This window comes from Pseudomonas sp. LBUM1664 (assembly GCF_059695895.1).
This window is the reverse complement of the sequence record NZ_CP166791.1, coordinates 2018078-2038443: the sequence shown is the minus strand read 5'-3', so window position 1 is coordinate 2038443 and position 20366 is coordinate 2018078. Positions and strand designations below refer to the sequence as shown.

General features: G+C 59.7%; 17 protein-coding genes. 11 read left to right on the top strand and 6 right to left on the bottom strand.

Annotated elements, in window-relative coordinates:
* Positions 1-264: 264 nt before the first annotated feature.
* The 7 genes from ACA047_RS09670 (at position 265) to ACA047_RS09640 (ending at position 10503) form a co-directional block, all read left to right on the top strand.
* The gene (locus tag ACA047_RS09670; RefSeq protein ID WP_497358764.1) at positions 265-579 is read left to right on the top strand and encodes an ElaB/YgaM/YqjD family protein; all 315 of its coding nucleotides are present in this window, start codon (positions 265-267) and stop codon (positions 577-579) included.
* A gap of 2 nt (positions 580-581) precedes the next feature.
* Positions 582-971, top strand: coding sequence for a phage holin family protein (locus ACA047_RS09665; RefSeq protein WP_497358762.1), 390 nt, complete (start codon positions 582-584; stop codon positions 969-971).
* Positions 968-1303 carry a hypothetical protein gene (locus ACA047_RS09660; protein WP_497358760.1) on the top strand — a complete coding sequence of 112 codons (336 nt, stop codon included), beginning with the start codon at positions 968-970 and terminating at the stop codon, positions 1301-1303. The genes ACA047_RS09665 and ACA047_RS09660 overlap by 4 nt, the downstream gene beginning before the upstream one ends.
* Positions 1304-1482: 179 nt before the next feature.
* A complete protein-coding gene (locus ACA047_RS09655) occupies positions 1483-2811 on the top strand; it encodes a deoxyguanosinetriphosphate triphosphohydrolase (RefSeq protein WP_497358758.1) in 1329 nt (442 codons plus the stop codon).
* A gap of 370 nt (positions 2812-3181) precedes the next feature.
* The gene (locus tag ACA047_RS09650) at positions 3182-3808 is read left to right on the top strand and encodes a response regulator transcription factor (protein WP_123342045.1); all 627 of its coding nucleotides are present in this window, start codon (positions 3182-3184) and stop codon (positions 3806-3808) included.
* Positions 3809-3819: 11 nt separating this feature from the next.
* A complete protein-coding gene (locus ACA047_RS09645; RefSeq protein ID WP_497358756.1) occupies positions 3820-7437 on the top strand; it encodes a transporter substrate-binding domain-containing protein in 3618 nt (1205 codons plus the stop codon).
* Positions 7438-7554: 117 nt separating this feature from the next.
* Entirely contained in the window at positions 7555-10503 is a 2949-nt protein-coding gene (locus ACA047_RS09640) for an HD domain-containing phosphohydrolase (RefSeq protein ID WP_497358754.1), read from the top strand.
* 118 nt (positions 10504-10621) lie between these two features.
* Here ACA047_RS09640 and ACA047_RS09635 read toward each other — a convergent pair whose 3' ends face one another.
* On the bottom strand, positions 10622-11104 hold the full coding sequence (locus tag ACA047_RS09635) for a GAF domain-containing protein (protein WP_497358752.1): 483 nt from the start codon (positions 11102-11104) through the stop codon (positions 10622-10624).
* A complete protein-coding gene (locus tag ACA047_RS09630) occupies positions 11101-11991 on the bottom strand; it encodes an ATP-binding protein (RefSeq protein ID WP_497358750.1) in 891 nt (296 codons plus the stop codon). Before ACA047_RS09630 ends, ACA047_RS09635 begins: the two co-directional genes overlap by 4 nt.
* A gap of 163 nt (positions 11992-12154) precedes the next feature.
* Here ACA047_RS09630 and ACA047_RS09625 point away from each other — a divergent pair, with 163 nt between their 5' ends.
* Entirely contained in the window at positions 12155-14476 is a 2322-nt protein-coding gene (locus ACA047_RS09625; protein WP_497358748.1) for a hybrid sensor histidine kinase/response regulator, read from the top strand.
* On the opposite strand, the gene ACA047_RS09620 is transcribed toward ACA047_RS09625, so the two are convergent.
* From ACA047_RS09620 to msrB, 3 genes are all read right to left on the bottom strand, one after another.
* A complete protein-coding gene (locus tag ACA047_RS09620; RefSeq protein WP_497358746.1) occupies positions 14460-14921 on the bottom strand; it encodes a MarR family winged helix-turn-helix transcriptional regulator in 462 nt (153 codons plus the stop codon). The two genes, ACA047_RS09625 and ACA047_RS09620, sit on opposite strands and share 17 nt — an antisense overlap.
* Positions 14918-15403: a glutathione peroxidase gene (locus tag ACA047_RS09615; protein WP_497358744.1), complete on the bottom strand. Its 486-nt coding sequence runs from the start codon at positions 15401-15403 to the stop codon at positions 14918-14920. The genes ACA047_RS09620 and ACA047_RS09615 overlap by 4 nt, the downstream gene beginning before the upstream one ends.
* Before the next feature lie 179 nt (positions 15404-15582).
* Positions 15583-15978, bottom strand: a complete 396-nt coding sequence (gene msrB / locus ACA047_RS09610) for a peptide-methionine (R)-S-oxide reductase MsrB (protein ID WP_497358742.1) — start codon at positions 15976-15978, stop codon at positions 15583-15585.
* 220 nt (positions 15979-16198) lie between these two features.
* On the opposite strand from msrB, the gene ACA047_RS09605 reads away from it, so the two are divergent.
* Both ACA047_RS09605 and htpX read left to right on the top strand, forming a co-directional pair.
* Positions 16199-17410 carry a pyridoxal phosphate-dependent aminotransferase gene (locus ACA047_RS09605; protein ID WP_497358740.1) on the top strand — a complete coding sequence of 404 codons (1212 nt, stop codon included), beginning with the start codon at positions 16199-16201 and terminating at the stop codon, positions 17408-17410.
* Between the two features lie 302 nt (positions 17411-17712).
* Positions 17713-18600, top strand: a complete 888-nt coding sequence (gene htpX / locus ACA047_RS09600) for a protease HtpX (RefSeq protein WP_003199411.1) — start codon at positions 17713-17715, stop codon at positions 18598-18600.
* Positions 18601-18690: 90 nt separating this feature from the next.
* Here the strand turns inward: htpX and ACA047_RS09595 are convergent, their stop codons facing one another.
* Positions 18691-19344, bottom strand: coding sequence for a thiopurine S-methyltransferase (locus ACA047_RS09595; RefSeq protein WP_497358738.1), 654 nt, complete (start codon positions 19342-19344; stop codon positions 18691-18693).
* 102 nt (positions 19345-19446) lie between these two features.
* Between ACA047_RS09595 and ACA047_RS09590 the strand changes: the two genes are divergently transcribed.
* Positions 19447-20214 carry a DODA-type extradiol aromatic ring-opening family dioxygenase gene (locus tag ACA047_RS09590; protein WP_497358736.1) on the top strand — a complete coding sequence of 256 codons (768 nt, stop codon included), beginning with the start codon at positions 19447-19449 and terminating at the stop codon, positions 20212-20214.
* Positions 20215-20366 lie beyond the last annotated feature (152 nt).

The following is a 20366-nucleotide window of genomic DNA, read 5'->3' as shown; positions in this document are numbered from 1 at the left end:
GACTCGCCTACCTACCGAAGGATGACGAACCGCTTTGGTGCACGAAAACTGGCAGCACGATGTCCCGCTTCAAGGTGCTTCGCGGGTTTTGATTATTTGGGTTAAGGTTTTGCGGGCTTACGCCCAGCTTCAGCGCACCGGCGCAAGCAAACGCACCAGTACATGGCAAAAACCTGAGCAAAAGTTGTACCAGTCACTTTCACTGAACCTTCCGGCAAGGCTCATACTCGAACGCTTCAGACGTCACTTACGGAGATTCACCCCATGGCCAGAACCCAGGCAAAGACTGCTCAAGAAATCCTGATGGAAGATTTTCAGACGCTGGTCAGCGACACCGAACGGCTGCTGGATCACACCGCGACACTGGCAGGCGATCAGGCTGATGAAGTGCGCAGCCAGATCCACGAAACCCTCTTGCGCGCCCGTGAAACCCTCAAATTGACCGAAGACTCCGTACGCGAACGCGGCCAGGCTGCAGTGATCGCCACCGAAGAATACGTGCAGGCCAACCCTTGGCAATCCGTCGGCATCGCCGCAGGCGTGGGCTTCTTGATCGGTCTGCTGGCGACACGGCGCTAATGATGGGCATTGACGAATCCGGCTCGTCCGAAGCGGGCACACAACCTACAGCGCGTCGCCTCGGCGCAGCGTTTCTCGGTTTGCTGCACAGCCATGTCGAATTGTTCGGCATTGAACTGCAGGAACAAAAGGCGCGCACCGTCAGCCTGCTGCTGTTCGCCGGCCTTGCGCTGGTATTTGGTTTGCTGCTGCTGGTCGGTCTTTCGGCGCTGGTTTTGATCCTGGTATGGGATACCTATCGCCTGGCGGGAATTATCGGCCTGTGTCTGTTTTATCTGTTGGCGGCGCTGTTCTGCGGCCTGCGGCTCAAGGCAGCGATCTACGACGAGTCCTCCCCCTTCCACGCCACCCTCGAAGAATTGGCCAATGATCGGGAGCGCCTGCTGCCATGAGCCTGCCTGATATTCCTCAAGCCCGGACACGACAGGAAATGCGCAAGGCACTGGTGCGTCTGCGTATGGAGATGCATCGCCAGGAAATCCGTCAGGAAACGCGCCAACTGCTGCAGCCTCTGCAACGGGTGCGCGGTTTCACACAGAGCTGGCACGAAGGTTTCGGCATCAAGCATGCGCCGCTTTGGGGCGTGGCAGCGGTGTCTTTGCTCGGTTTCCTCACCGGCAAACGGACCCGCAGCGGCCGCACCAGTGGCATAACAAGCCTGATCCGGCTGGCAACGACGTTGTTGCCACTGATCAAGCTGGCCAAGAGCGTAGGCAAACCCTGAAAACTACAGGCTTGTACTGACCTTGAACGAGCCCCTCCCTGGAGGGGCTTGTTTCTGTCTGTCTGGATGAAACCCCGGCCATTCCAATTGATATAGACGCCACGCACCCATAGGCCTTGCAGGCCGCCCCACGAACCGGGAAGCTAGGGCATCGACATTATCAAACGGAGTAACCGGCCTTGGATTGGCACACCCTGCTGACTCGCGAACGCCTCGGAAAACCGCTGCACAGCCCGCAAGAGCTGGGTCGCAGCCCTTTCCACAAAGACCACGACCGCATCATCTTTTCCGGCGCCTTCCGTCGCCTCGGGCGCAAGACGCAGGTGCATCCGGTGTCCAGCAACGACCACATCCACACGCGCCTGACCCATTCGCTGGAAGTCAGTTGCGTCGGGCGTTCCCTGGGCATGCGCGTGGGAGAGACCATCCGCAGCGCCCTGCCTGAGTGGTGCGAGCCAAGCGACCTGGGCATGGTCGTGCAATCGGCCTGCCTGGCTCACGACATCGGCAACCCGCCGTTCGGTCACTCCGGTGAGGACGCTATTCGCTACTGGTTCCAGCAAGCCGCAGGCCGTGGTTGGCTTGACGCGATGAGCGAAGCCGAGCGCAACGACTTTCTGAATTTCGAAGGCAACGCCCAGGGATTCCGGGTGCTGACGCAGCTTGAATATCATCAGTTCGACGGGGGTACCCGGTTGACCTATGCCACCCTCGGCACTTACCTGAAATACCCCTGGACCGCCCGCCACGCCGACTCCTTGGGCTATAAGAAACACAAGTTCGGTTGCTACCAGAGCGAACTGCCATTGCTGGAGCAGATCGCCCACAAGCTCGGCCTGCCGCAGATCGAAGACCAGCGCTGGGCACGGCATCCACTGGTGTACCTGATGGAGGCGGCCGACGACATCTGCTACGCGCTGATCGACCTCGAAGACGGCGTGGAGATGGAGCTTCTGGAATACCCAGAGGTGGAATCGCTGCTCCTGGACCTGGTGGGCGACGATCTTCCGGACACCTACCGTCAGCTTGGGCCCCTGGATTCACGTCGACGTAAACTGGCGATCCTGCGGGGCAAGGCCATCGAACACCTGACCAACGCCGCCGCCAGGGCTTTCGTCGAGCAGCAGGAGGCATTGCTGGCCGGCACACTGCCAGGGGATCTGGTGGAGCATATGCACGGGCCCGCCAAGCGCTGCGTGTTGAATGCCAAGGACATGGCGCGCAAAAAAATATTCCAGGACAAGCGCAAGACCCTGCATGAAATCGGCGCCTACACCACCCTGGAAATCCTGCTCAATGGATTTTGCGGAGCCGCTTTGGAACAGCACGGTGGCCGTACGCCTTCGTTCAAGAATCGCCGCATCCTCGACCTGCTGGGCAACAACGCACCCGACCCCAGCGGGCCTTTGCATGCTGCGTTCCTGAGAATGATCGATTTCATCGCCGGGATGACAGACAGCTATGCCAGCGAAATGGCACAGGAGATGACCGGCCGCACCCGTCAATGAGAGGTCGGCCACGCCCCGAACCCTGTGGGAGCAGGCTCGCTCCCACAACAGGCCCGTCGCAAGTTGCACATGAGCGCTTCAAAAGAAACTTGTGATCGGCCAGCCAATATTTTAATAGAGATGCCCCTTCCAACTTAACTTTATAAACAACACGCTTAAAGAAACACCCCCATCACCTATAGCCTGGCCATAAGAAACAAAACTGATCATTCCACCTGCTTTACCAAAAGCCCAATTACGCGGTAGTACCCTGCCTCTTTTTTTGTAGGAAACTTCTGAAATTGAAGATGTATGCCTGTCTCTTCGTACGACCCCGGCTTTAACTGGGCTAAGGTGCGCGCTTTATTTAAGCTCGTAGGGGACTTTATTCATGAACTCCGTTTTCATTGTCGACGATCATCCGGTCATCCGCCTCGCCGTTCGAATGCTCCTGGAGCATGAGGGCTATAAAGTCGTAGGGGAAACTGACAACGGCGTCGACGCGATGCAAATGGTGCGCGAATGCATGCCGGACCTGGTCATCCTGGACATCAGCATTCCCAAACTTGACGGGTTGGAAATCCTCTCGCGCTTTAACGCCATGACCACGCCGCTTAAAACGCTGGTGCTCACGGCACAATCCCCAACGCTCTTCGGCATCCGCTGCATGCAGTCCGGTGCTTCCGGCTACGTGTGCAAACAGGAGGACCTCAGCGAACTTGTCAGCGCCATCAAGGCCGTATTGTCCGGCTACAACTATTTCCCCAGCCAGGCGCTGAACCCGGTGCGCCAAGATGATCCACGCAGTATAGAGTTGGACCTTTTCAAGAGTGTCAATGACCGGGAGTTGATGGTATTGCAACTTTTTGCCCAAGGCCGTACCAACAAGGAAATCGCCAAAGGTATGTTTCTAAGTAATAAAACCGTCAGCACCTACAAAAAACGGCTGATGCAGAAACTCAAAGTCAAATCCTTGGTAGAACTGATTGAAATGGCGAAGCGCAACGCGCTGGTATGAGAACAAACAGGATGCTCACATGCATAAAGGAATGTCTCCTGCTATTAAGCGCAGGGTTATATGCAGGAGTCCTCGCGGCGGCACCGGGTCCCGAGCACTACACGCTTCTGGCTCGTTCGACTGCGGCCCATGTCGAAGTCAGACTGGATGACGCCCGCCGCGCCTGGCTACAAGACCGGCAGGAATTGGTTCTGGGAACCTCTGCACCGGATTATCCACCCTTCGATCTCTCCACCAGCGGACGCGACTACGAGGGCATGACCGCCGACTACGCCGGCGTCATCGCCAAAGCGACCGGCCTGCCCATGAGGGTCCTGCGCTTCGGGTCCCGTGACGCGGCCATTGCTGCGCTCAAGAATGGGCAAATCGACATACTGGGGACCGCCAACGGTTTCGAAGCCCGCACCCCCGGCATTGTCCTGTCCACACCTTATGCGGTAGACCAACCCGTTCTCGTCACCCGAACCAATGAAAGCCGATCCTTGACTGACGATCTCAAGGGGCTGCGGCTAAGCATGGTCTATCACTATCTGCCGCTGCAGGAAATCGAAAAGCTGTACCCCAAGGCGCTCATCACCACCTACCCCTCCTACCAGAACGCCGTAAACGCCGTTGCCTTCGGCCAGGCCGATGTATTTCTCGGCGATACCATTTCCACCCATTACATGATCAGCAAGGGTTACTTGAGCAACATTCGCATGGCCAGCTTCGGGAAACATGAATCCTACGGGTTCGGCTTCGCGGTACGCCGTAACGATACCCAGCTACTGGAGGTCATCAACGCCACGCTGAACCAGATCTCCATCGCCGAACAAACGGCCATCGCCAAGCGCTGGAGTGCAGGCAGCGACCTGTACCTCACGGACCACAGGATACAACTGACCGACCGGGAACAACGCTGGCTGACAAGGCATCCAGTGGTTCGGGTGGCGGTGAACGAAACGTTCGCCCCCTTCACGTTCTTCGATTCGGATGGCGATTTTCGCGGGATCAGTGCCGACCTGCTGGAGCTGATCCGGCTGCGTACCGGCCTGCGCCTGGACATCCAGCGCCACCATAGCGACAGCGAAATGATTGCCGCGGTCCGCAATGATCAGGCCGACATGATCGCGGCGCTTTTGCCGAGCAGCGAGCGGCAACAGCAATTGAAATTCAGCCGCCCCTACGTCGATAGCTCATTCGTCCTGCTGACCCGCAAGCCATCCGACACACCGGCGACACTCGACCAGTTCGGGGCCAGAAGCCTGGCGATCGTCAAAGGTAATCCGCTCATTGAATGGTTACGAAGCCAGTATCCGAGCATCAACACAATCGAAACCGCCGACGCCTTGCACACCGTTGAAATGCTCGCCCAGGGCCAGGTCGATGGCGGCGTGAATTCGCTGGTCATGGCCAACTACTTCATCTCCTCCCACTTGTGGCGGGACCGGTTGCAAATCAGCAGCACCGTAGGGACTCAGCAGGCCATGTTCTCGTTGGCCACCGCAAAAAGTGCCACAGAGCTCAATGCCATCCTCGACAAGGCCCTGACCAGCATCGACCCCGACGAATTGGGCGTCATCAACAACCGCTGGCGCGGTTACGTCTCGGCCTCGGAACACACGTGGCGTACCTATAACCGCCTGTTCTTCCAGATCGCCGCAGGCGTCGGCCTGTTACTACTGCTTTCCCTGGCATGGAATGCCTACATGCAGCGGCAGATCAGGCAACGACAACGGGCAGAACTGGCCCTCAATGACCAGATCGAGTTCATGCACTCACTGCTCAACGGAACCCCTCACCCCATCTATGTGAGAGATCGCAACGGCTTCCTGCAAAGCTGCAACGACAGCTACCTGCAAACCTTCGACGCAAAACGCGAAGACGTCATTGGCAAGAACGTGATGCCCGGGTCCATGAGCAATGCTTTCGAAGCGCAGGAGTACCAGGCGGACTATCAGCGCGTCATGGCCGAAGGCACCGCCCTGATCGTGGATCGGCCGCTGCACATCGGGGACAAAAAGCTGACGATCTATCACTGGATCCTCCCCTACCGTAACTCTGCCGCGCAAGTGCAAGGCATTATCGGTGGCTGGATCGACATCAGCGAGCGGCGGCAGCTTTTCGAGGACCTGCGCGCCGCCAAGGAACGGGCAGACAGCGCCAACCGGGCCAAAAGTACGTTCCTGGCGACCATGAGCCACGAAATCCGCACCCCCATGAACGCGGTGATCGGCATGCTTGAACTGGCCTTGAAACATGCCGACAAGGGCCATGTGGACCGCTCGACAATAGAAGTCGCCTACGAATCGGCCTCCGGCATGCTGGAGTTGATAGGCGATATCCTGGACATCGCACGGATCGAATCGGGTCATCTGAGCCTGGCGCCCGAACGGGTCAATCTGAGGAACATGCTGCAATCGCTCATACGGGTATTCGAAGGCTTGGCCCGGCAGAAGAATCTGGCGTTGTCGCTGCAATTCGATCCTGGCGAAGGCAGCCCCGACGTGTTGATCGACCCATTGCGATTCAAACAGGTGCTCTCGAACCTGATCAGCAATGCCCTCAAATTTACCGAACAGGGTTGGGTACAGATCAAGGTCCAGCTGTCTCGAACCACCCAGGACAACGTCCTGCAAATGCAGCTTGAGGTCAGCGACAGCGGCATCGGCATCGGGCCGGCGGACCTGCAGCGTTTGTTCGAGCCTTTTGCCCAGGTTGACAATACCGGCCGGATGGCCCGAAAAGGTGCAGGGCTGGGCCTGGTGATCAGTCGCAACCTGTGCCAGATGATGGGCGGTAGCCTGCACATGAGCAGCCAGCCGGGTGCCGGCACCCAGGTCCGGGTGTGCCTGCAACTGACCGTGCTGCCAACGACAACCGCTTGCGAACCCTGCGAGCCGGTGATCGACACAACCGTGGCCGCTTTAAACGTTCTGGTCGTGGACGATCATCCGGCCAATCGCCTGTTGATGTCGCAGCAACTGGAATATCTCGGTCATCACTACCAAGTCGCCCACGATGGCGCACAAGGGCTCAAGGCTTGGCATGAAGGGGATTTCGACCTGGTCATTGCCGATTGCAACATGCCCATCATGAGCGGTTACGAACTGGCCAGATCGATTCGGCGCCACGAGTCCGAACAGAACCTGCCACCCTGCACCATCCTGGGGTTCACCGCCAATGCTCAGCCGGAGGAAAAACTACGCTGCCAGGACGCCGGAATGGACGAATGCCTGTTCAAACCGATCAGCCTGAGCGTCCTGAGCCAATGGATGAAGACCGTCAAACCCGCCAGCCGGCCACGTGTTTTCAATGTGCAAAACCTGCAGGCATTGACCGGCGGCGATCCTGCCTCCAACCGGCGACTGCTGGCAGAACTGCTCAGCAGCAACCGTTCGGACCGTCAGGAGTTGCTCGGCGTCGCCCGACGCGGTAACCGCCAAGCACTGACCGAAATCGCGCACAAGATAAAAGGCGTTGCCCGAATTGTGCAGGCGACCTCGCTGATCCAGCGGTGCGAGGCACTGGAGCACGCCTGTCATCAAGCACACGCGCCTGAACGAATTATCGAATGCGCCGAAGCCCTCGACCACGCCATGACGGACCTGGAGCGAGCCCTGGAAACGGAGATCGCCAAGGCAAAATAATCCAGTGTTTACTATGCTGTTTGCAGCAGTGCGTACCGGGGGGCGTTCTCAATTGGTTTGCCCACCGCGTTGTGGGGAACCCAATTGAGAACGCCCCTAACACTTGGAGTGACTGTAATGCTCAGCGCACCGCGTCCGGAAAAACGCCGGTTTCCCCTGCACGTCCACATCAGCGTGATGTTTACACTGCTTCTGCTGCTGACCGGTGTGGTGCTGGGCATTTTCCATTATCGACAAACCACGCAAATCATCATGTCCAGCAGTGAAAAACTGTTCAACCGCATTGAGCAGGACGTGCGCCTGGACTTGTACGACACCTACGAACCGATCCGCCATCTGCTGGGCCTGCTGGCCGACTACCCGGCGACACGCACGCCGCAGATGGCTCAACGCCGGGCCCTGCTGGTGCCCTTCAGCCAGGCGTTGCGGGACAACCCAAACCTGGCGTCGTTGTACCTGGCCAATCGCAACGGCGACTTTCTGATGGTCCGGCCGTTGCGTACCGAAGCCCTGAAAACCACCCTGAAGGCCCCAGCTGATGCGGTCTATCAGGTCTGGACCGTGGAGCGGGCAAACAATGAGGGCCCCGTGCGCTCCCAATCGCTGTTTTACGACGATGCCCTGACGCTCATCGGCCGCCAGGACATTGCTGACGAAACTTATGATCCGCGCAGCCGCAGCTGGTTTCGCAGTGCATTGGAGAACGCCGACCAGATCACTACCGAACCCTACGTGTTCTTCTCCACCCACAACATCGGCACCACCCTCGCCCGGCGCAGCGGTGAGCAGGCGGTCATCGGTGCCGACCTGACGCTGGCGTCCCTGTCCCAGACCCTGGCCAAGCACAAGGTGACCGCCGGCACCGAGATCGTGTTACTCGATCCCCAAGGCAATGCCGTGGGTTACCCGGACAGCAGCCGACTGATTGCCGACACCCGGTCGGCACGCCTGATCAAGGCCCGCGACCTCAGCCCGGCCATCGCCGCCGCACTCGACAACAGCACTGACACCCCACGCCTGGAGGCGGCCGGCCGCCAGTGGATCGTTTCTCGCAGCCACATGCAGGAAGGCGGGCCGCAGGGCCTGGAACTGGCGTTGCTGGTCCCTGAAGACGAGTTGCTGGTCGATGCCTATCGCATGCGCTGGCAAGGCGCGCTCATCACCCTCACCACCTTGCTGCTGTGCCTGCCCCTGGGCTGGCTGACCTCCAGAGTTCTGGTCAAGCCCCTGCGTGCCCTGGTACAGGAGGCCGATGCCATTCGCAGCTTCGATTTCAACTACCCGGTGTCGCGCCGCTCCCCCGTGCTGGAGGTCGATCAGTTGGGCGTCTCGATGGCTCGAATGAAAGAGACTTTGGCCAGCTTCTTTGAAATCACCGCCAGCCTGAGCGCCGAAACCCGCTTCGCACCATTGCTGGAACGGGTGCTGTTCGAGACCGTGAAAATCGGCGAGGCCCAGGCCGGCCTGATCTACCTGCGCGAGAACGACGACAATCGGGTCAAGCCGTACGGGCTGGTGATCGATGGAACCCCTCGGGATCTGGATGCCTTCAAACTGCAGGGTTATGACCTCCAGGCTGGCGACAGCCCGCAATGGCTCCAGCAACTGGCTGCCTCGGAAAATCTCGTGACCTCCCTGGGTTTCGAACAGGCCGCCGACCTGCAAAGCGTCTTGCGGGCACTGGACTCTCCACGGGTTCACCTGATCGGCATCCGCCTGCGCAATCGTCACCAGGAAACCGTTGGGATCCTGGTGCTGCTGATCACTGACAGCGGCGCCGAAGCCGACCTGGAAAAACTCCAGCCGGACCGCATCGCCTTCCTGCAGGCCGTGTCCGGTACCGCCACCGTAAGCATTGAAGGCCAGCGCCTGCAAGCCAGGCAAAAGCTATTGCTGGATTCATTCATCCAATTGCTGGCCGGCGCGATCGATGCCAAAAGCCCCTACACCGGCGGACATTGCCAGCGGGTGCCCGCCCTGACGCTGATGCTCGCCCAAGCCGCTGCCGCCAGCCAGGCACCGGCCTTCGACGCCTACAGGCCAACGGAAGACGAGTGGGAGGCCCTGCACATCGCCGCCTGGCTGCATGATTGTGGCAAGGTCACCACCCCCGAATACGTGGTGGACAAAGCCACCAAACTGGAAACCCTGAACGACCGGATCCACGAAATCCGTACCCGCTTCGAGGTGCTCAAGCGCGACGCCTGGGTCGATTACTGGCAGGCCGTGGCAACGGGCGGCGAGCCGCCAGCCCTGGCGCAGCGGCGCGACACGACATTGGCGGGCCTCGATGACGACTTTGCCTTTGTCGCCCGTTGCAATCTGGGCTCCGAAGCCATGGCCGACGCCGATCTGCAACGCTTGCAACGCATCGCCGAACACCCGTGGACCCGGACCCTCGATGATCGCCAGGGGGTTTCCTGGGAAGAGAACCGACGGCAGGCGCGCACGCCCAAACCCACGCTGCCGGTCACTGAACCATTGCTGGCGGACAAGCCCGAGCACCTGTTGGAGCGGCACGAAGCCGAACTGATCCCGGCGGACAACCCGTGGGGCTTCCAACTCGATGTACCGCCCTGGAAATACAACCGCGGCGAACTCTACAACCTCAGCATTACCCGGGGCACGCTGACCCGTGAGGAGCGCTATGTCATCAACCATCACATGGTGCAAACGATCCTGATGCTCAGCCAGTTGCCCTTCCCCAGCCACCTGGACAACGTTGCAGAGATCGCCGGCGGTCATCACGAGAAGATGGACGGCAGCGGCTACCCCAAGCGGCTCAAACGCGAGGAGATGAGCCTGCCGGCGCGCATGATGGCGATTGCGGACATTTTCGAAGCGCTGACGGCGGCCGATCGTCCTTACAAGAAAGCGAAGAAACTCAGTGAAGCCCTGGGCATCATGGCCACCATGTGCCGTGACGCCCACATCGATCCCGAGCTGTTCGGGTTGTTCATCGATGAGCAGATCTACCTCAATTACGCCAACCAGTTTCTCGACCCGAACCAGATCGACGACGTCGACCCCGACAGCCTGCGGGTCAAAGCGGGGTTGAAGGCATGAAAGCTATCCCTGTAGAAGCTGCCGAGCGAAGCGAGGCTGCGATCTTTCCCCTGACGCTTGAATCTCAAGCGAAAGATCAAAAGATCGCAGGCTGCGCCAGCGCCTACGCAAAGCCGGGTCAGCAATCAGTCAGGCGCAGGAAAATCGCGGCCAATTGTTCAATGCCAACCTGATCATGTTCGCTAAAACGCGCCAGTTTCGGACTGTCCAGGTCGAGCACACCGATCAGGCGTCCATCCTTGACCAGCGGCACCACCAGCTCGCTGTTCGACGCGCTGTCGCAGGCGATATGCCCGGCGAAGGCATGGACATCCTCGACGCGCTGGGTCTGGCGGGTCGCGGCCGCCGTGCCGCACACGCCGCGGCCGAAGGGAATCCGCACGCAAGCGATCTGGCCTTGGAACGGGCCCAGGACCAGCTCTTCGTGGCGATTGAGGTAAAAACCGGCCCAATTCAGGTCGTCCAGCTGGCTGAACAGGAAAGCCGAGAACTGTGCGGCATTGGCAATGAAGTCCCGCTCTTGCGCCAGCAAGGATTCAAGCTGTGCCGATAACAAGCCGTAGCCGTCGAGGCCTTCGCCCGTGCCATTCAAATCGATCATGCCTTGTGCTCCAGCAGTTTCAGTCCCACCCAATAACGGGCAAACTGATAGGCGCAACGTCCGTTGCGGTTGCCGCGTCCAGTGGCCCAGCGCACCGCCAGCACATCCAGCGCCTCGTCGCGCTGCCAGGCCAGCCCGGCCTTGGCCGCCAGCTCGCCGATCCAGTGCTCCACCACGTTGAGGAAATGCTCCTGGGTAAACGGATAAAACGACAGCCACAACCCGAAGCGGTCGGACAACGCGATCTTGTCCTCCACGGCTTCGCTGGGGTGAAGCTCGCCGTCAACCCGCTTCCAGTTCTCGTTGTCGCTTTCCTTTTCCGGCACCAGATGGCGGCGGTTGGAGGTGGCATACAACAGAACGTTGTCCGGCGCCTGCTCAAGGGAACCGTCCAACACGCTTTTAAGTACGCGGTAATCGCCTTCACCGGATTCGAACGACAGGTCATCGCAGAACAGCACGAAGCGCTGTGGCAATTTGGCGACCAGCTCGACCACCCGGGGCAGATCAGCCAAGTGATCGCGCTCGATCTCGATCAGCCGCAGGCCATGCTGGGCATGTTCGGCCAGCAACGCGCGCACCAGGGACGACTTGCCGGTGCCGCGCGAACCCCAGAGCAACGCATGGTTGGCAGGCATGCCGTCGATGAATTGCCGGGTGTTACGGCCCAGTTGTTCAACCTGGCGGTCCACGCCGATCAGGTCCGACAGGCGCATGTCGAGGCTGACCTGAAGCGGCAGCAGATAACCGCTGCGTCCGTCACGTTGCCAGCGAGCAGCCAGGGTCTGGGTCCAATCGAGGGTGGGCCGGGGGGCAGGCAGCAAGGGTTCGATACGGGCCAGCACGGCATCGGCGCGCTCAAGAAAAGCATTCAATCGCGAGTCCACGTCTTCTCCTCGGACAGGTTCATGGTAATGATGGCGCTACAGCGACGAAACGCCGTATTCAATGGCCGGTCTATCTCATACAGCACAAACCGGCTGGGCCGATATTCAGAGATCATCAGCTATGCTTGACCGGCGAAGGGAAACGTAAGTGGTTCATCATTCCATGGACATCAGATTCACCCAGCGGCTGTCCTACAAACAGGCCCGATTGACCGTCCTGGTGGGTTTCTTGCTGGGCACCTTGCTCAGTCTGATGCAGATAGGCATCGATTATGCCAGCGAAGACGCTTCGATCAACCGTGAAATCCTGTCGTTGCTGGAAATCAGCCACAACCCGGCCTCACGCATCGCCTACAACATCGATGCCGAGCTCGCCCAGGAACTGTCCATGGGCTTGTTGCGCTCACCGGCCATCATCGGTGCCGAACTGCTCGACAATAACAACACGGTACTGGCCAGCGTCAAACGACCCGAACTGCAAAGCAGTTACCGATTCATCAGCGACTTTCTGTTCGGCGCCCAGCGTCAGTTCGAAGACCGACTCTACCTCGATCACCTGCCCGGCGAATCCCTGGGCGTACTGCGACTGGACGTCGACACCTACGCTTTCGGCAGCCGCTTCCTGCGTCGGGCCGAGGTTACGTTGCTCAACGGGTTCGCCCGCAGTCTGATCCTGACCGGCCTGCTGTTGGCGCTGTTCTACGTGATGCTGACCAAACCCCTGGTACGGGTCATCCGCGAGCTGAGCAGTCGCGACCCGAGCAGCAGCGAACAGAACCGCCTGGAATGCCCTACCGGCCACCAGTCCGATGAAATCGGCGTACTGGTATCGGTCGCCAACCAGCAGTTCGAGAATATCTCCACCGAAATCCAGCAGCGGCGCACGGCTGAAAATCGCCTCACCGAATACCTGGCGCAGCTGGAAAACATCGTCTCGGCACGCACCGCCGAACTCAAGGCCATCAATGCCCGCCTCAGCCAGTCCAACGAGGAGCTGGAGGTGGCCCGGCGCACCGCCCTGGACATGGCCGAAGCCCGCTCCACCTTCCTGGCCAACATGAGCCATGAAATCCGAACCCCGCTCAACGGTTTGCTGGGCATGATCGCCCTGTCCCTGGATGGCCCGCTGACGGCCGAACAACAGCAACAGCTGTCGATTGCCCATGACTCAGGCAAGGTATTGGTCGAACTGCTCAACGACATTCTCGACCTGTCGAAATTCGACGCTGGCCAGCTGGAACTCGAACGTATCCCGTTCGACCTCGGCTCCCTGGTCGAAGACACCGCCAACCTGCTTTCCCAGAATGCCGCACCCAGCGTCGAGCTGGCCTGCCTGATCGATCCGAAGTTTCCAACGCAAGTACTTGGCGACCCGACCCGGGTGCGTCAGATAGTCAGCAACCTGTTGTCCAACGCGCTGAAGTTCACTCGCTTCGGCCGGGTCGATGTGCGATTGAGTCACTACGAAGGCGGCGTGCGGATCGAGGTCTGCGACACCGGCATCGGCATCCCCCAAGAGGCTCAAGCGAGAATTTTGCAGCCATTCACCCAGGCCGGCGCCGGTATTACCCGACAGTTTGGTGGCACCGGGCTGGGCCTGGCACTGACCTATAACCTTTGCGAAGTCATGCAGGGCCGGTTGACGATCAGTTCCGAAGCCGGTTTCGGCAGTCAGTTCTGCGCTGACCTGCCCCTGCCCAGCCATACCCCGGCGGCGCCTATCGAACCCTTGCACGGCAATGTCGTCGCCATTACTGCCGCCAGCAGCGGGCTGGCCGAGTTGCTGAACATGCTGCTGCCGGGCTGGGGGCTGGATTACATAAGACGCTCGGTGGATGACGGGCTGCTGGGGCTCAAGCCCGATGTCCTGATTACCGATTGCCCGGAATGCCTGTTCAACTTGCGGCCAACCTTCGATGCCCCGATCCTGCTGGTGACCGCTTACGGCAGTTTCATGCCCAGCGAAGAAGCCGCCGCCCTCGCGCCCCTGATACAACAGGCCCGGCCCCTGGCACGCCATGCGCTGCTGCAGATTTTACGTCGATCCTTGCAAAGCGAAGCGAGCACCATCCATGACGCGCATATCGAAACCCTGGCGCCGACCAAATGCGCCCGGGTGTTGCTGGTGGAGGACAATCCGGTCAACCAATTGGTGGCCAAGGGCATGCTGGTGAAACTGGGCTGCGAAGTCACCGTCGCGTCCCACGGCGTCGAGGCGCTGGATCAGCTCGAACAGCGGGCTTTCGACCTGGTGCTGATGGACTGCAACATGCCGGTGATGGATGGTTATGAGGCCAGCCGGCAGATTCGCCGCAGCGGGCGTTGGTCGGATCTGCCGATTGTCGCACTGACGGCCAACGCCATGCCCGAGGAACGTGAACGCTGCCGGGCTGCCGGCATGAACGATTACCTGTCCAAGCCGTTTCGCCGCGAAGAACTGGCGGCGCTGCTGGATCAGTGGGTGCCCATTACGTCAGCGCTTTGATCTGCCCCAGCAAATGATCGAGACCGTCGCGCAAATCACCCAGGCGGTCCAGATCAACCCCGCTGTCACACAACAGGCGGGCCTTGAGCGGGCCGACCTGCTCACGCAAGGCCCGACCTGCATCCGACAGGCTCAAGTGCACCTCTCGCTCATCGCGAGCCGAACGCTGGCGCTGGACCAGGTTCAGTTGTTCCAGGCGCTTGAGCAGTGGCGTCAGCGTGCCGGAATCCAGCAGCAACCGTTCGCCCAAGGCCTTGACCGTCGGCTGTTGCGGCGCGGTGTCCTGCCATTCCCACAGCACCAGCATCGCCAGGTATTGCGGGTAGGTCAGGCCGAGCTGATCGAGCATCGGCTTGTAACCGCGGATCACCGCCCGGGATGCGGCGTACAGCTTGAAACACAACTGGCTGTCGAGCTTCAGCGAATCGACTGACATGTCATTCATTTGAGCAGTGCTTCGATCTCGCCAGTCAGATCCTGGGGTTTGGTGGTCGGGGCAAAACGCTTGACCACCTGGCCGTCCTTGCCGACCAGGAACTTGGTGAAATTCCACTTGATCCCTTTGGACCCCAGCACGCCGGGCGCCCGCTGCTTTAACTGGACGAACAGAGGATGGGCATTGGCGCCGTTGACATCGATTTTCTTGAACAGCGGAAAACTCACGCCGAAGTTCAGCTCGCAGAACTCGGAAATCGCCCCCTCGTTTCCCGGCTCCTGCTTGCCGAACTGATTGCACGGAAAGCCCAACACCACCAGCCCCTGGTCCTTGTAGGTCTGCCACAGCGCCTCGAGGCCCTTGTACTGCGGGGTGAACCCACACTGGCTGGCGGTGTTGACCACCAGCACAGCCTTGCCGGCGAAATCGGCGAGGGTCTTTTGCTCACCCTTGATGGTGGTGCACGGAATGCTTAGCAGATTGTCGCTCATGGCAAGGCTCCAGATGAATGAAAGGAGGTTGAAGATAGCGAGCAATTAAATTGCATGCAATTTAATTGTCAAAGCTCCCACACCGCAAACTGTGGAAGCAAGGTTTGCCCGCGATGAGGGCGACGCGGCCTTTCAGAGATCGAGGTGCCTGTATCGCGAGCAGCTTTGCTCCCACAGACTTACTCGCGGGGCACGAGATCCAGGCACACCGAGTTAATGCAGTAACGCAGGCCCGTGGGCGGTGGGCCGTCGGGGAAGACGTGGCCCAGGTGGGCGTCGCATTGGGCGCAGACCACCTCGGTGCGGATCATGCCGTGGCTGACATCCCGCACTTCCACCACCGCGCTGCCTTCGATCGGCGCGGAGAAACTCGGCCAGCCGCAGCCGGAATCAAATTTGGTCCGTGAATCGAACAGCGGCTCGGCGCAGCAGATGCAGTGGTACACACCGTCGGTCTTGGTGTCGTTGTATTTACCGGAGAATGGCCGTTCGGTGCCCTTCAGCCGACAGACGTTGTACTGCTCCGGGTCAAGCATGGAGCGCCATTCTTCAAGGGTTTTTTCCAACTTTTCCATCGTCCTACCTCGGCAATTGAAAAAGCCCGATCCGACGCTTTTCCGCAGATCGGGCGGCACGTATGATTGCGCCTCGTCAGACGCCAGTCTGGCAGTCACATCATGCGCATTCAAACGGATTGTGATGCATGTACCGCGTCAGGCCTGGGCACAGACGCAGGATCCCCAGTACGGTAGTTCACACACCGCCTGGATCGTTCATTTTCGGGAACACATCGCCATGCAGGTCAGCAAATCGAACAAGCTCGCCAACGTCTGCTACGACATTCGCGGCCCGGTGCTCAAGCACGCCAAGCGCCTGGAAGAGGAAGGCCATCGCATCCTCAAGCTGAACATCGGCAACCCGGCGCCCTTTGGTTTCGAGGCGCCCGATGAAATCCTCCAGGACGTCATCCGCAACCTGCCGACCGCCCAGGGCTACAGCGACTCCAAGGGCCTGTTCAGCGCCCGCAAGGCCGTGATGCAGTACTACCAGCAGAAGCAGGTCGAAGGCATCGGCATCGAGGACATTTACCTGGGCAACGGCGTGTCCGAGCTGATCGTGATGTCGATGCAGGCCCTGCTCAACAACGGCGACGAAGTGCTGGTGCCAGCGCCGGATTATCCATTGTGGACCGCCGCTGTGAGCCTGTCCGGCGGTAACCCGGTGCATTACCTGTGCGACGAACAGGCCAACTGGTTCCCTGACCTGGCGGACATCAAGGCCAAGATCACGCCGAACACCAAGGCGCTGGTGATCATCAACCCGAACAACCCGACTGGCGCCGTATACTCCAAAGAAGTGCTGCTGGGCATGCTGGAGCTGGCACGCCAGCACAACCTGGTGGTGTTTTCCGACGAGATCTACGACAAGATCCTGTACGACGATGCCGTGCACATCTGCACCGCATCCCTGGCTCCAGACCTGCTGTGCCTGACCTTCAACGGCCTGTCCAAATCCTATCGGGTGGCGGGTTTCCGCTCCGGCTGGATCGCCATCTCCGGGCCCAAGCATCACGCCCAGAGCTACATCGAAGGCATCGACATGCTGGCCAACATGCGCCTGTGTGCCAACGTCCCGAGCCAGCACGCGATCCAGACAGCGCTGGGCGGCTACCAGAGCATCAATGACCTGGTCCTGCCCCAGGGCCGATTGCTGGAACAGCGAAATCGCACCTGGGAACTGCTCAACGACATTCCCGGCGTCAGTTGCGTCAAGCCGATGGGCGCGCTGTATGCCTTCCCGCGGATCGACCCGAAGGTCTGCCCGATCCACAACGATGAAAAATTCGTACTCGACCTGCTGCTGTCCGAGAAACTGCTGGTGGTCCAGGGCACGGCGTTCAACTGGCCATGGCCGGATCACTTCCGCGTCGTAACCCTGCCGCGGGTCGACGACCTCGACCAGGCCATTGGCCGGATCGGCAACTTCCTCAAGTCCTACCGCCAATAAGCAGAACAGCGTGCGAGGGCCCCTCACCTCGCACGCTGTTTGATTCAGCAACATATCCGTTCCAGCGGTTCCGGCAGGCCTTCTACACTAGGGGCCCAGCAGGCGATGGGGGCTGAAGCTCAACGTTCACGGGGTACGGGCGCCCTATTTCTTTTCCGTCGTCACTTTCAGAAAAGTCTTTCAATCATTTGGGACGCCTGTAGGACACAGTTTGAAATAGTCGGCGAGTTGAATAGCCTGCGGCAGCACCTTATATACCCCGCATAACGCTACATCTTTAGCATGAGGAGTTCTCCACAACCATGATGCGCATCCTGCTGTTTTTGGCCACTAACCTGGCGGTCGTGCTGATTGCCAGCATCACCCTGAGCCTTTTTGGCTTCAACGGGTTCATGGCGGCCAACGGGGTTGACCTCAACCTCAATCAGCTGCTGATCTTCTGTGCGGTGTTCGGTTTCGCCGGTTCCCTGTTCTCGCTGTTCATCTCCAAGTGGATGGCGAAGATGAGCACCAGCACCCAGATCATCAGCCAGCCGCGCACTCGCCACGAACAATGGCTGCTGCAAACCGTCGAGCAGCTGTCCCGCGAAGCGGGTATCAAGATGCCGGAAGTCGGTATTTTCCCGGCTTACGAGGCCAACGCTTTCGCCACCGGCTGGAACAAGAACGACGCACTGGTCGCCGTCAGCCAGGGCTTGCTCGAACGGTTCTCGCCGGATGAAGTCAAGGCCGTGCTGGCCCACGAGATCGGCCACGTCGCCAACGGCGACATGGTGACCCTGGCGTTGATCCAGGGCGTGGTGAACACCTTCGTGATGTTCTTTGCCCGCATCATCGGCAATTTCGTCGACAAGGTGATCTTCAAGAATGAAGAAGGCCAGGGCATCGCCTACTACGTGGCGACCATCTTCGCCGAGCTGGTACTGGGCATCCTCGCCAGCGCCATCGTCATGTGGTTCTCGCGCAAGCGCGAGTTCCGCGCCGACGACGCCGGTGCACGCCTGGCTGGCACCAGCGCCATGATCGGCGCCCTGCAACGCCTGCGTGCCGAGCAAGGTTTGCCGGTCCACATGCCCGACACCCTGAATGCCTTTGGCATCAACGGTGGCATCAAGCAGGGCCTAGCTCGCATGTTCATGAGCCACCCGCCGCTGGAAGAGCGTATCGACGCATTGCGTCGTCGCGGCTGACAGGTTCGAGCTTCAAAAAAGCCCGCAGTGATGCGGGCTTTTTCTTGTTTGATTTATGGGTTGTTGATCAGGCCCGGCAAACACACCACATCAACGACTGGAAACCCGATACACCCGCTCATCCAGCCGCTTCACCCCAGCCTGCAAGAACTTCCCGCTTTCACCCAGCACATCCTGTTCCTGCAAGACCTCCAGCTGCCAGGCTTTCCCCAGGAGCCGCCGCACCTCGTCATCACTTACGCAAAACGGTGGGCCAGGCATTTCAGCCTGGTTGTAATCGAGCGTTATCAACAGCCCAGTGCACTGCGGCAAGATCTTCTGCAAATGGGCCGCATACCGATCTCGCATCGGCTCAGGCAAGGCGATCAACGCAGCCCGATCGTACAGCACCGTGCAATTGGCCACATCCTGCGCAGCCAAGGCAAAGAAATCCCCGCAGCGGATTTCGATATTTGCGGCACGAAAGACCTTGAATGCACCTTCTTCACTCACGCTCGGCTCAAGCTGATGCTCAAGGAAAAAATCAGCGGAGGCTTTTTCCGACAGTTCCACGCCCAGTACTGAATGTCCCTGATGGGCGAGCCATAGCAAATCCAGGCTTTTCCCGCACAGCGGCACCAGCACCCGGCTCCCCTGCTCCAACCTCAATTGCGGCCAGAAACGTTGCAGATAAGGGTTCACTTCGCACGAGTGAAAACCGATCTGACTCGATGACCATCGTTTGTGCCAAAACTCGGGTTCCATGATTCGCTCCAAAAATTCGATCAAAACGGGCTAAAACTTATATTAGATTTAGATCATTGCCTGGCCGAAGATGACAACATCTTAACGCTCAGGAGTCTGTTCATGCTGCCCAGCTTGTTTATCTCCCATGGCTCACCGATGCTCGCCCTGGAGCCCGGTGACAGCGGCCCGGCACTGGCTCGCCTGGCCGCGCAGCTGCCCAGGCCGAAAGCCATCGTCATCGTGTCTGCCCACTGGGAAAGCGATGAACTGTTGGTCAGCGCCAATGCGCAGCCACGCACCTGGCATGACTTCGGCGGCTTCCCGCCGGCCCTGTACGCGGTGCAATACCCCGCGTCGGGCGACCCCCAACTGGCAGCACAAGTGGCCGACCTGCTCAACGCCGCGCACCTGCCGGCACGCCTTGACGCGCAGCGGCCATCCGACCATGGCGTCTGGGTGCCGTTGTCCTTGATGTACCCCGAGGCCGACATCCCAGTGGTACAAGTCTCCCTGCCCAGCCGCCAAGGGCCGGCGTTGCAGACACAGGTTGGCCACGCCCTGGCGAGTCTGCGCCAGCACGGCGTCTTGCTGATCGGCTCCGGCAGCATCACCCATAACCTGCGCGACCTGGATTGGAACGCCGGCCCTGAAAGCATTGAGCCCTGGGCCAGGGCCTTTCGCGACTGGATAGTTGAGAAACTGACGGCCGACGACGAGGTCGCGCTGCATGATTACCGTCGCCAGGCGCCTAATGCCGTGCGCAGCCATCCCAGCGACGAACACTTATTGCCGCTGTATTTTGCTCGGGGTGCGGGTGGCGAGTTCAACATTGCCCACCAAGGGTTCACGATGGGGACGTTGGGCATGGACATTTATCGGTTCGATTGACCGTTGGACCGAGTCGCTTCAATCGCGAGCGGGCTCGCTCCCACATTGGATTGGCATTTACCCTGTGGGAGCGAGCCTGCTCACGTTTGGCCTCTACGCACCTTTCCCTGAAGGAGCACCAACCAACAGGCAAAAAAAATCCCCGAACCAGT

Excerpts from the sequence above, each read along its gene's own strand:
- ACA047_RS09665 (WP_497358762.1), top strand. The coding sequence starts at position 582 with ATGGGCATTGACGAATCCGGCTCGTCCGAAGCGGGCACACAACCTACA.
- htpX (WP_003199411.1), top strand. The coding sequence starts at position 17,713 with ATGATGCGCATCCTGCTGTTTTTGGCCACTAACCTGGCGGTCGTGCTG.
- ACA047_RS09620 (WP_497358746.1), bottom strand. The coding sequence starts at position 14,921 with ATGAATGACATGTCAGTCGATTCGCTGAAGCTCGACAGCCAGTTGTGT.
- ACA047_RS09645 (WP_497358756.1), top strand. The coding sequence starts at position 3,820 with ATGCTCACATGCATAAAGGAATGTCTCCTGCTATTAAGCGCAGGGTTA.
- msrB (WP_497358742.1), bottom strand. The coding sequence starts at position 15,978 with ATGGAAAAGTTGGAAAAAACCCTTGAAGAATGGCGCTCCATGCTTGAC.
- ACA047_RS09640 (WP_497358754.1), top strand. The coding sequence starts at position 7,555 with ATGCTCAGCGCACCGCGTCCGGAAAAACGCCGGTTTCCCCTGCACGTC.
- ACA047_RS09595 (WP_497358738.1), bottom strand. The coding sequence starts at position 19,344 with ATGGAACCCGAGTTTTGGCACAAACGATGGTCATCGAGTCAGATCGGT.
- ACA047_RS09605 (WP_497358740.1), top strand. The coding sequence starts at position 16,199 with ATGCAGGTCAGCAAATCGAACAAGCTCGCCAACGTCTGCTACGACATT.
- ACA047_RS09650 (WP_123342045.1), top strand. The coding sequence starts at position 3,182 with ATGAACTCCGTTTTCATTGTCGACGATCATCCGGTCATCCGCCTCGCC.
- ACA047_RS09590 (WP_497358736.1), top strand. The coding sequence starts at position 19,447 with ATGCTGCCCAGCTTGTTTATCTCCCATGGCTCACCGATGCTCGCCCTG.
- ACA047_RS09615 (WP_497358744.1), bottom strand. The coding sequence starts at position 15,403 with ATGAGCGACAATCTGCTAAGCATTCCGTGCACCACCATCAAGGGTGAG.
- ACA047_RS09635 (WP_497358752.1), bottom strand. The coding sequence starts at position 11,104 with ATGATCGATTTGAATGGCACGGGCGAAGGCCTCGACGGCTACGGCTTG.
- ACA047_RS09625 (WP_497358748.1), top strand. The coding sequence starts at position 12,155 with ATGGACATCAGATTCACCCAGCGGCTGTCCTACAAACAGGCCCGATTG.
- ACA047_RS09660 (WP_497358760.1), top strand. The coding sequence starts at position 968 with ATGAGCCTGCCTGATATTCCTCAAGCCCGGACACGACAGGAAATGCGC.
- ACA047_RS09670 (WP_497358764.1), top strand. The coding sequence starts at position 265 with ATGGCCAGAACCCAGGCAAAGACTGCTCAAGAAATCCTGATGGAAGAT.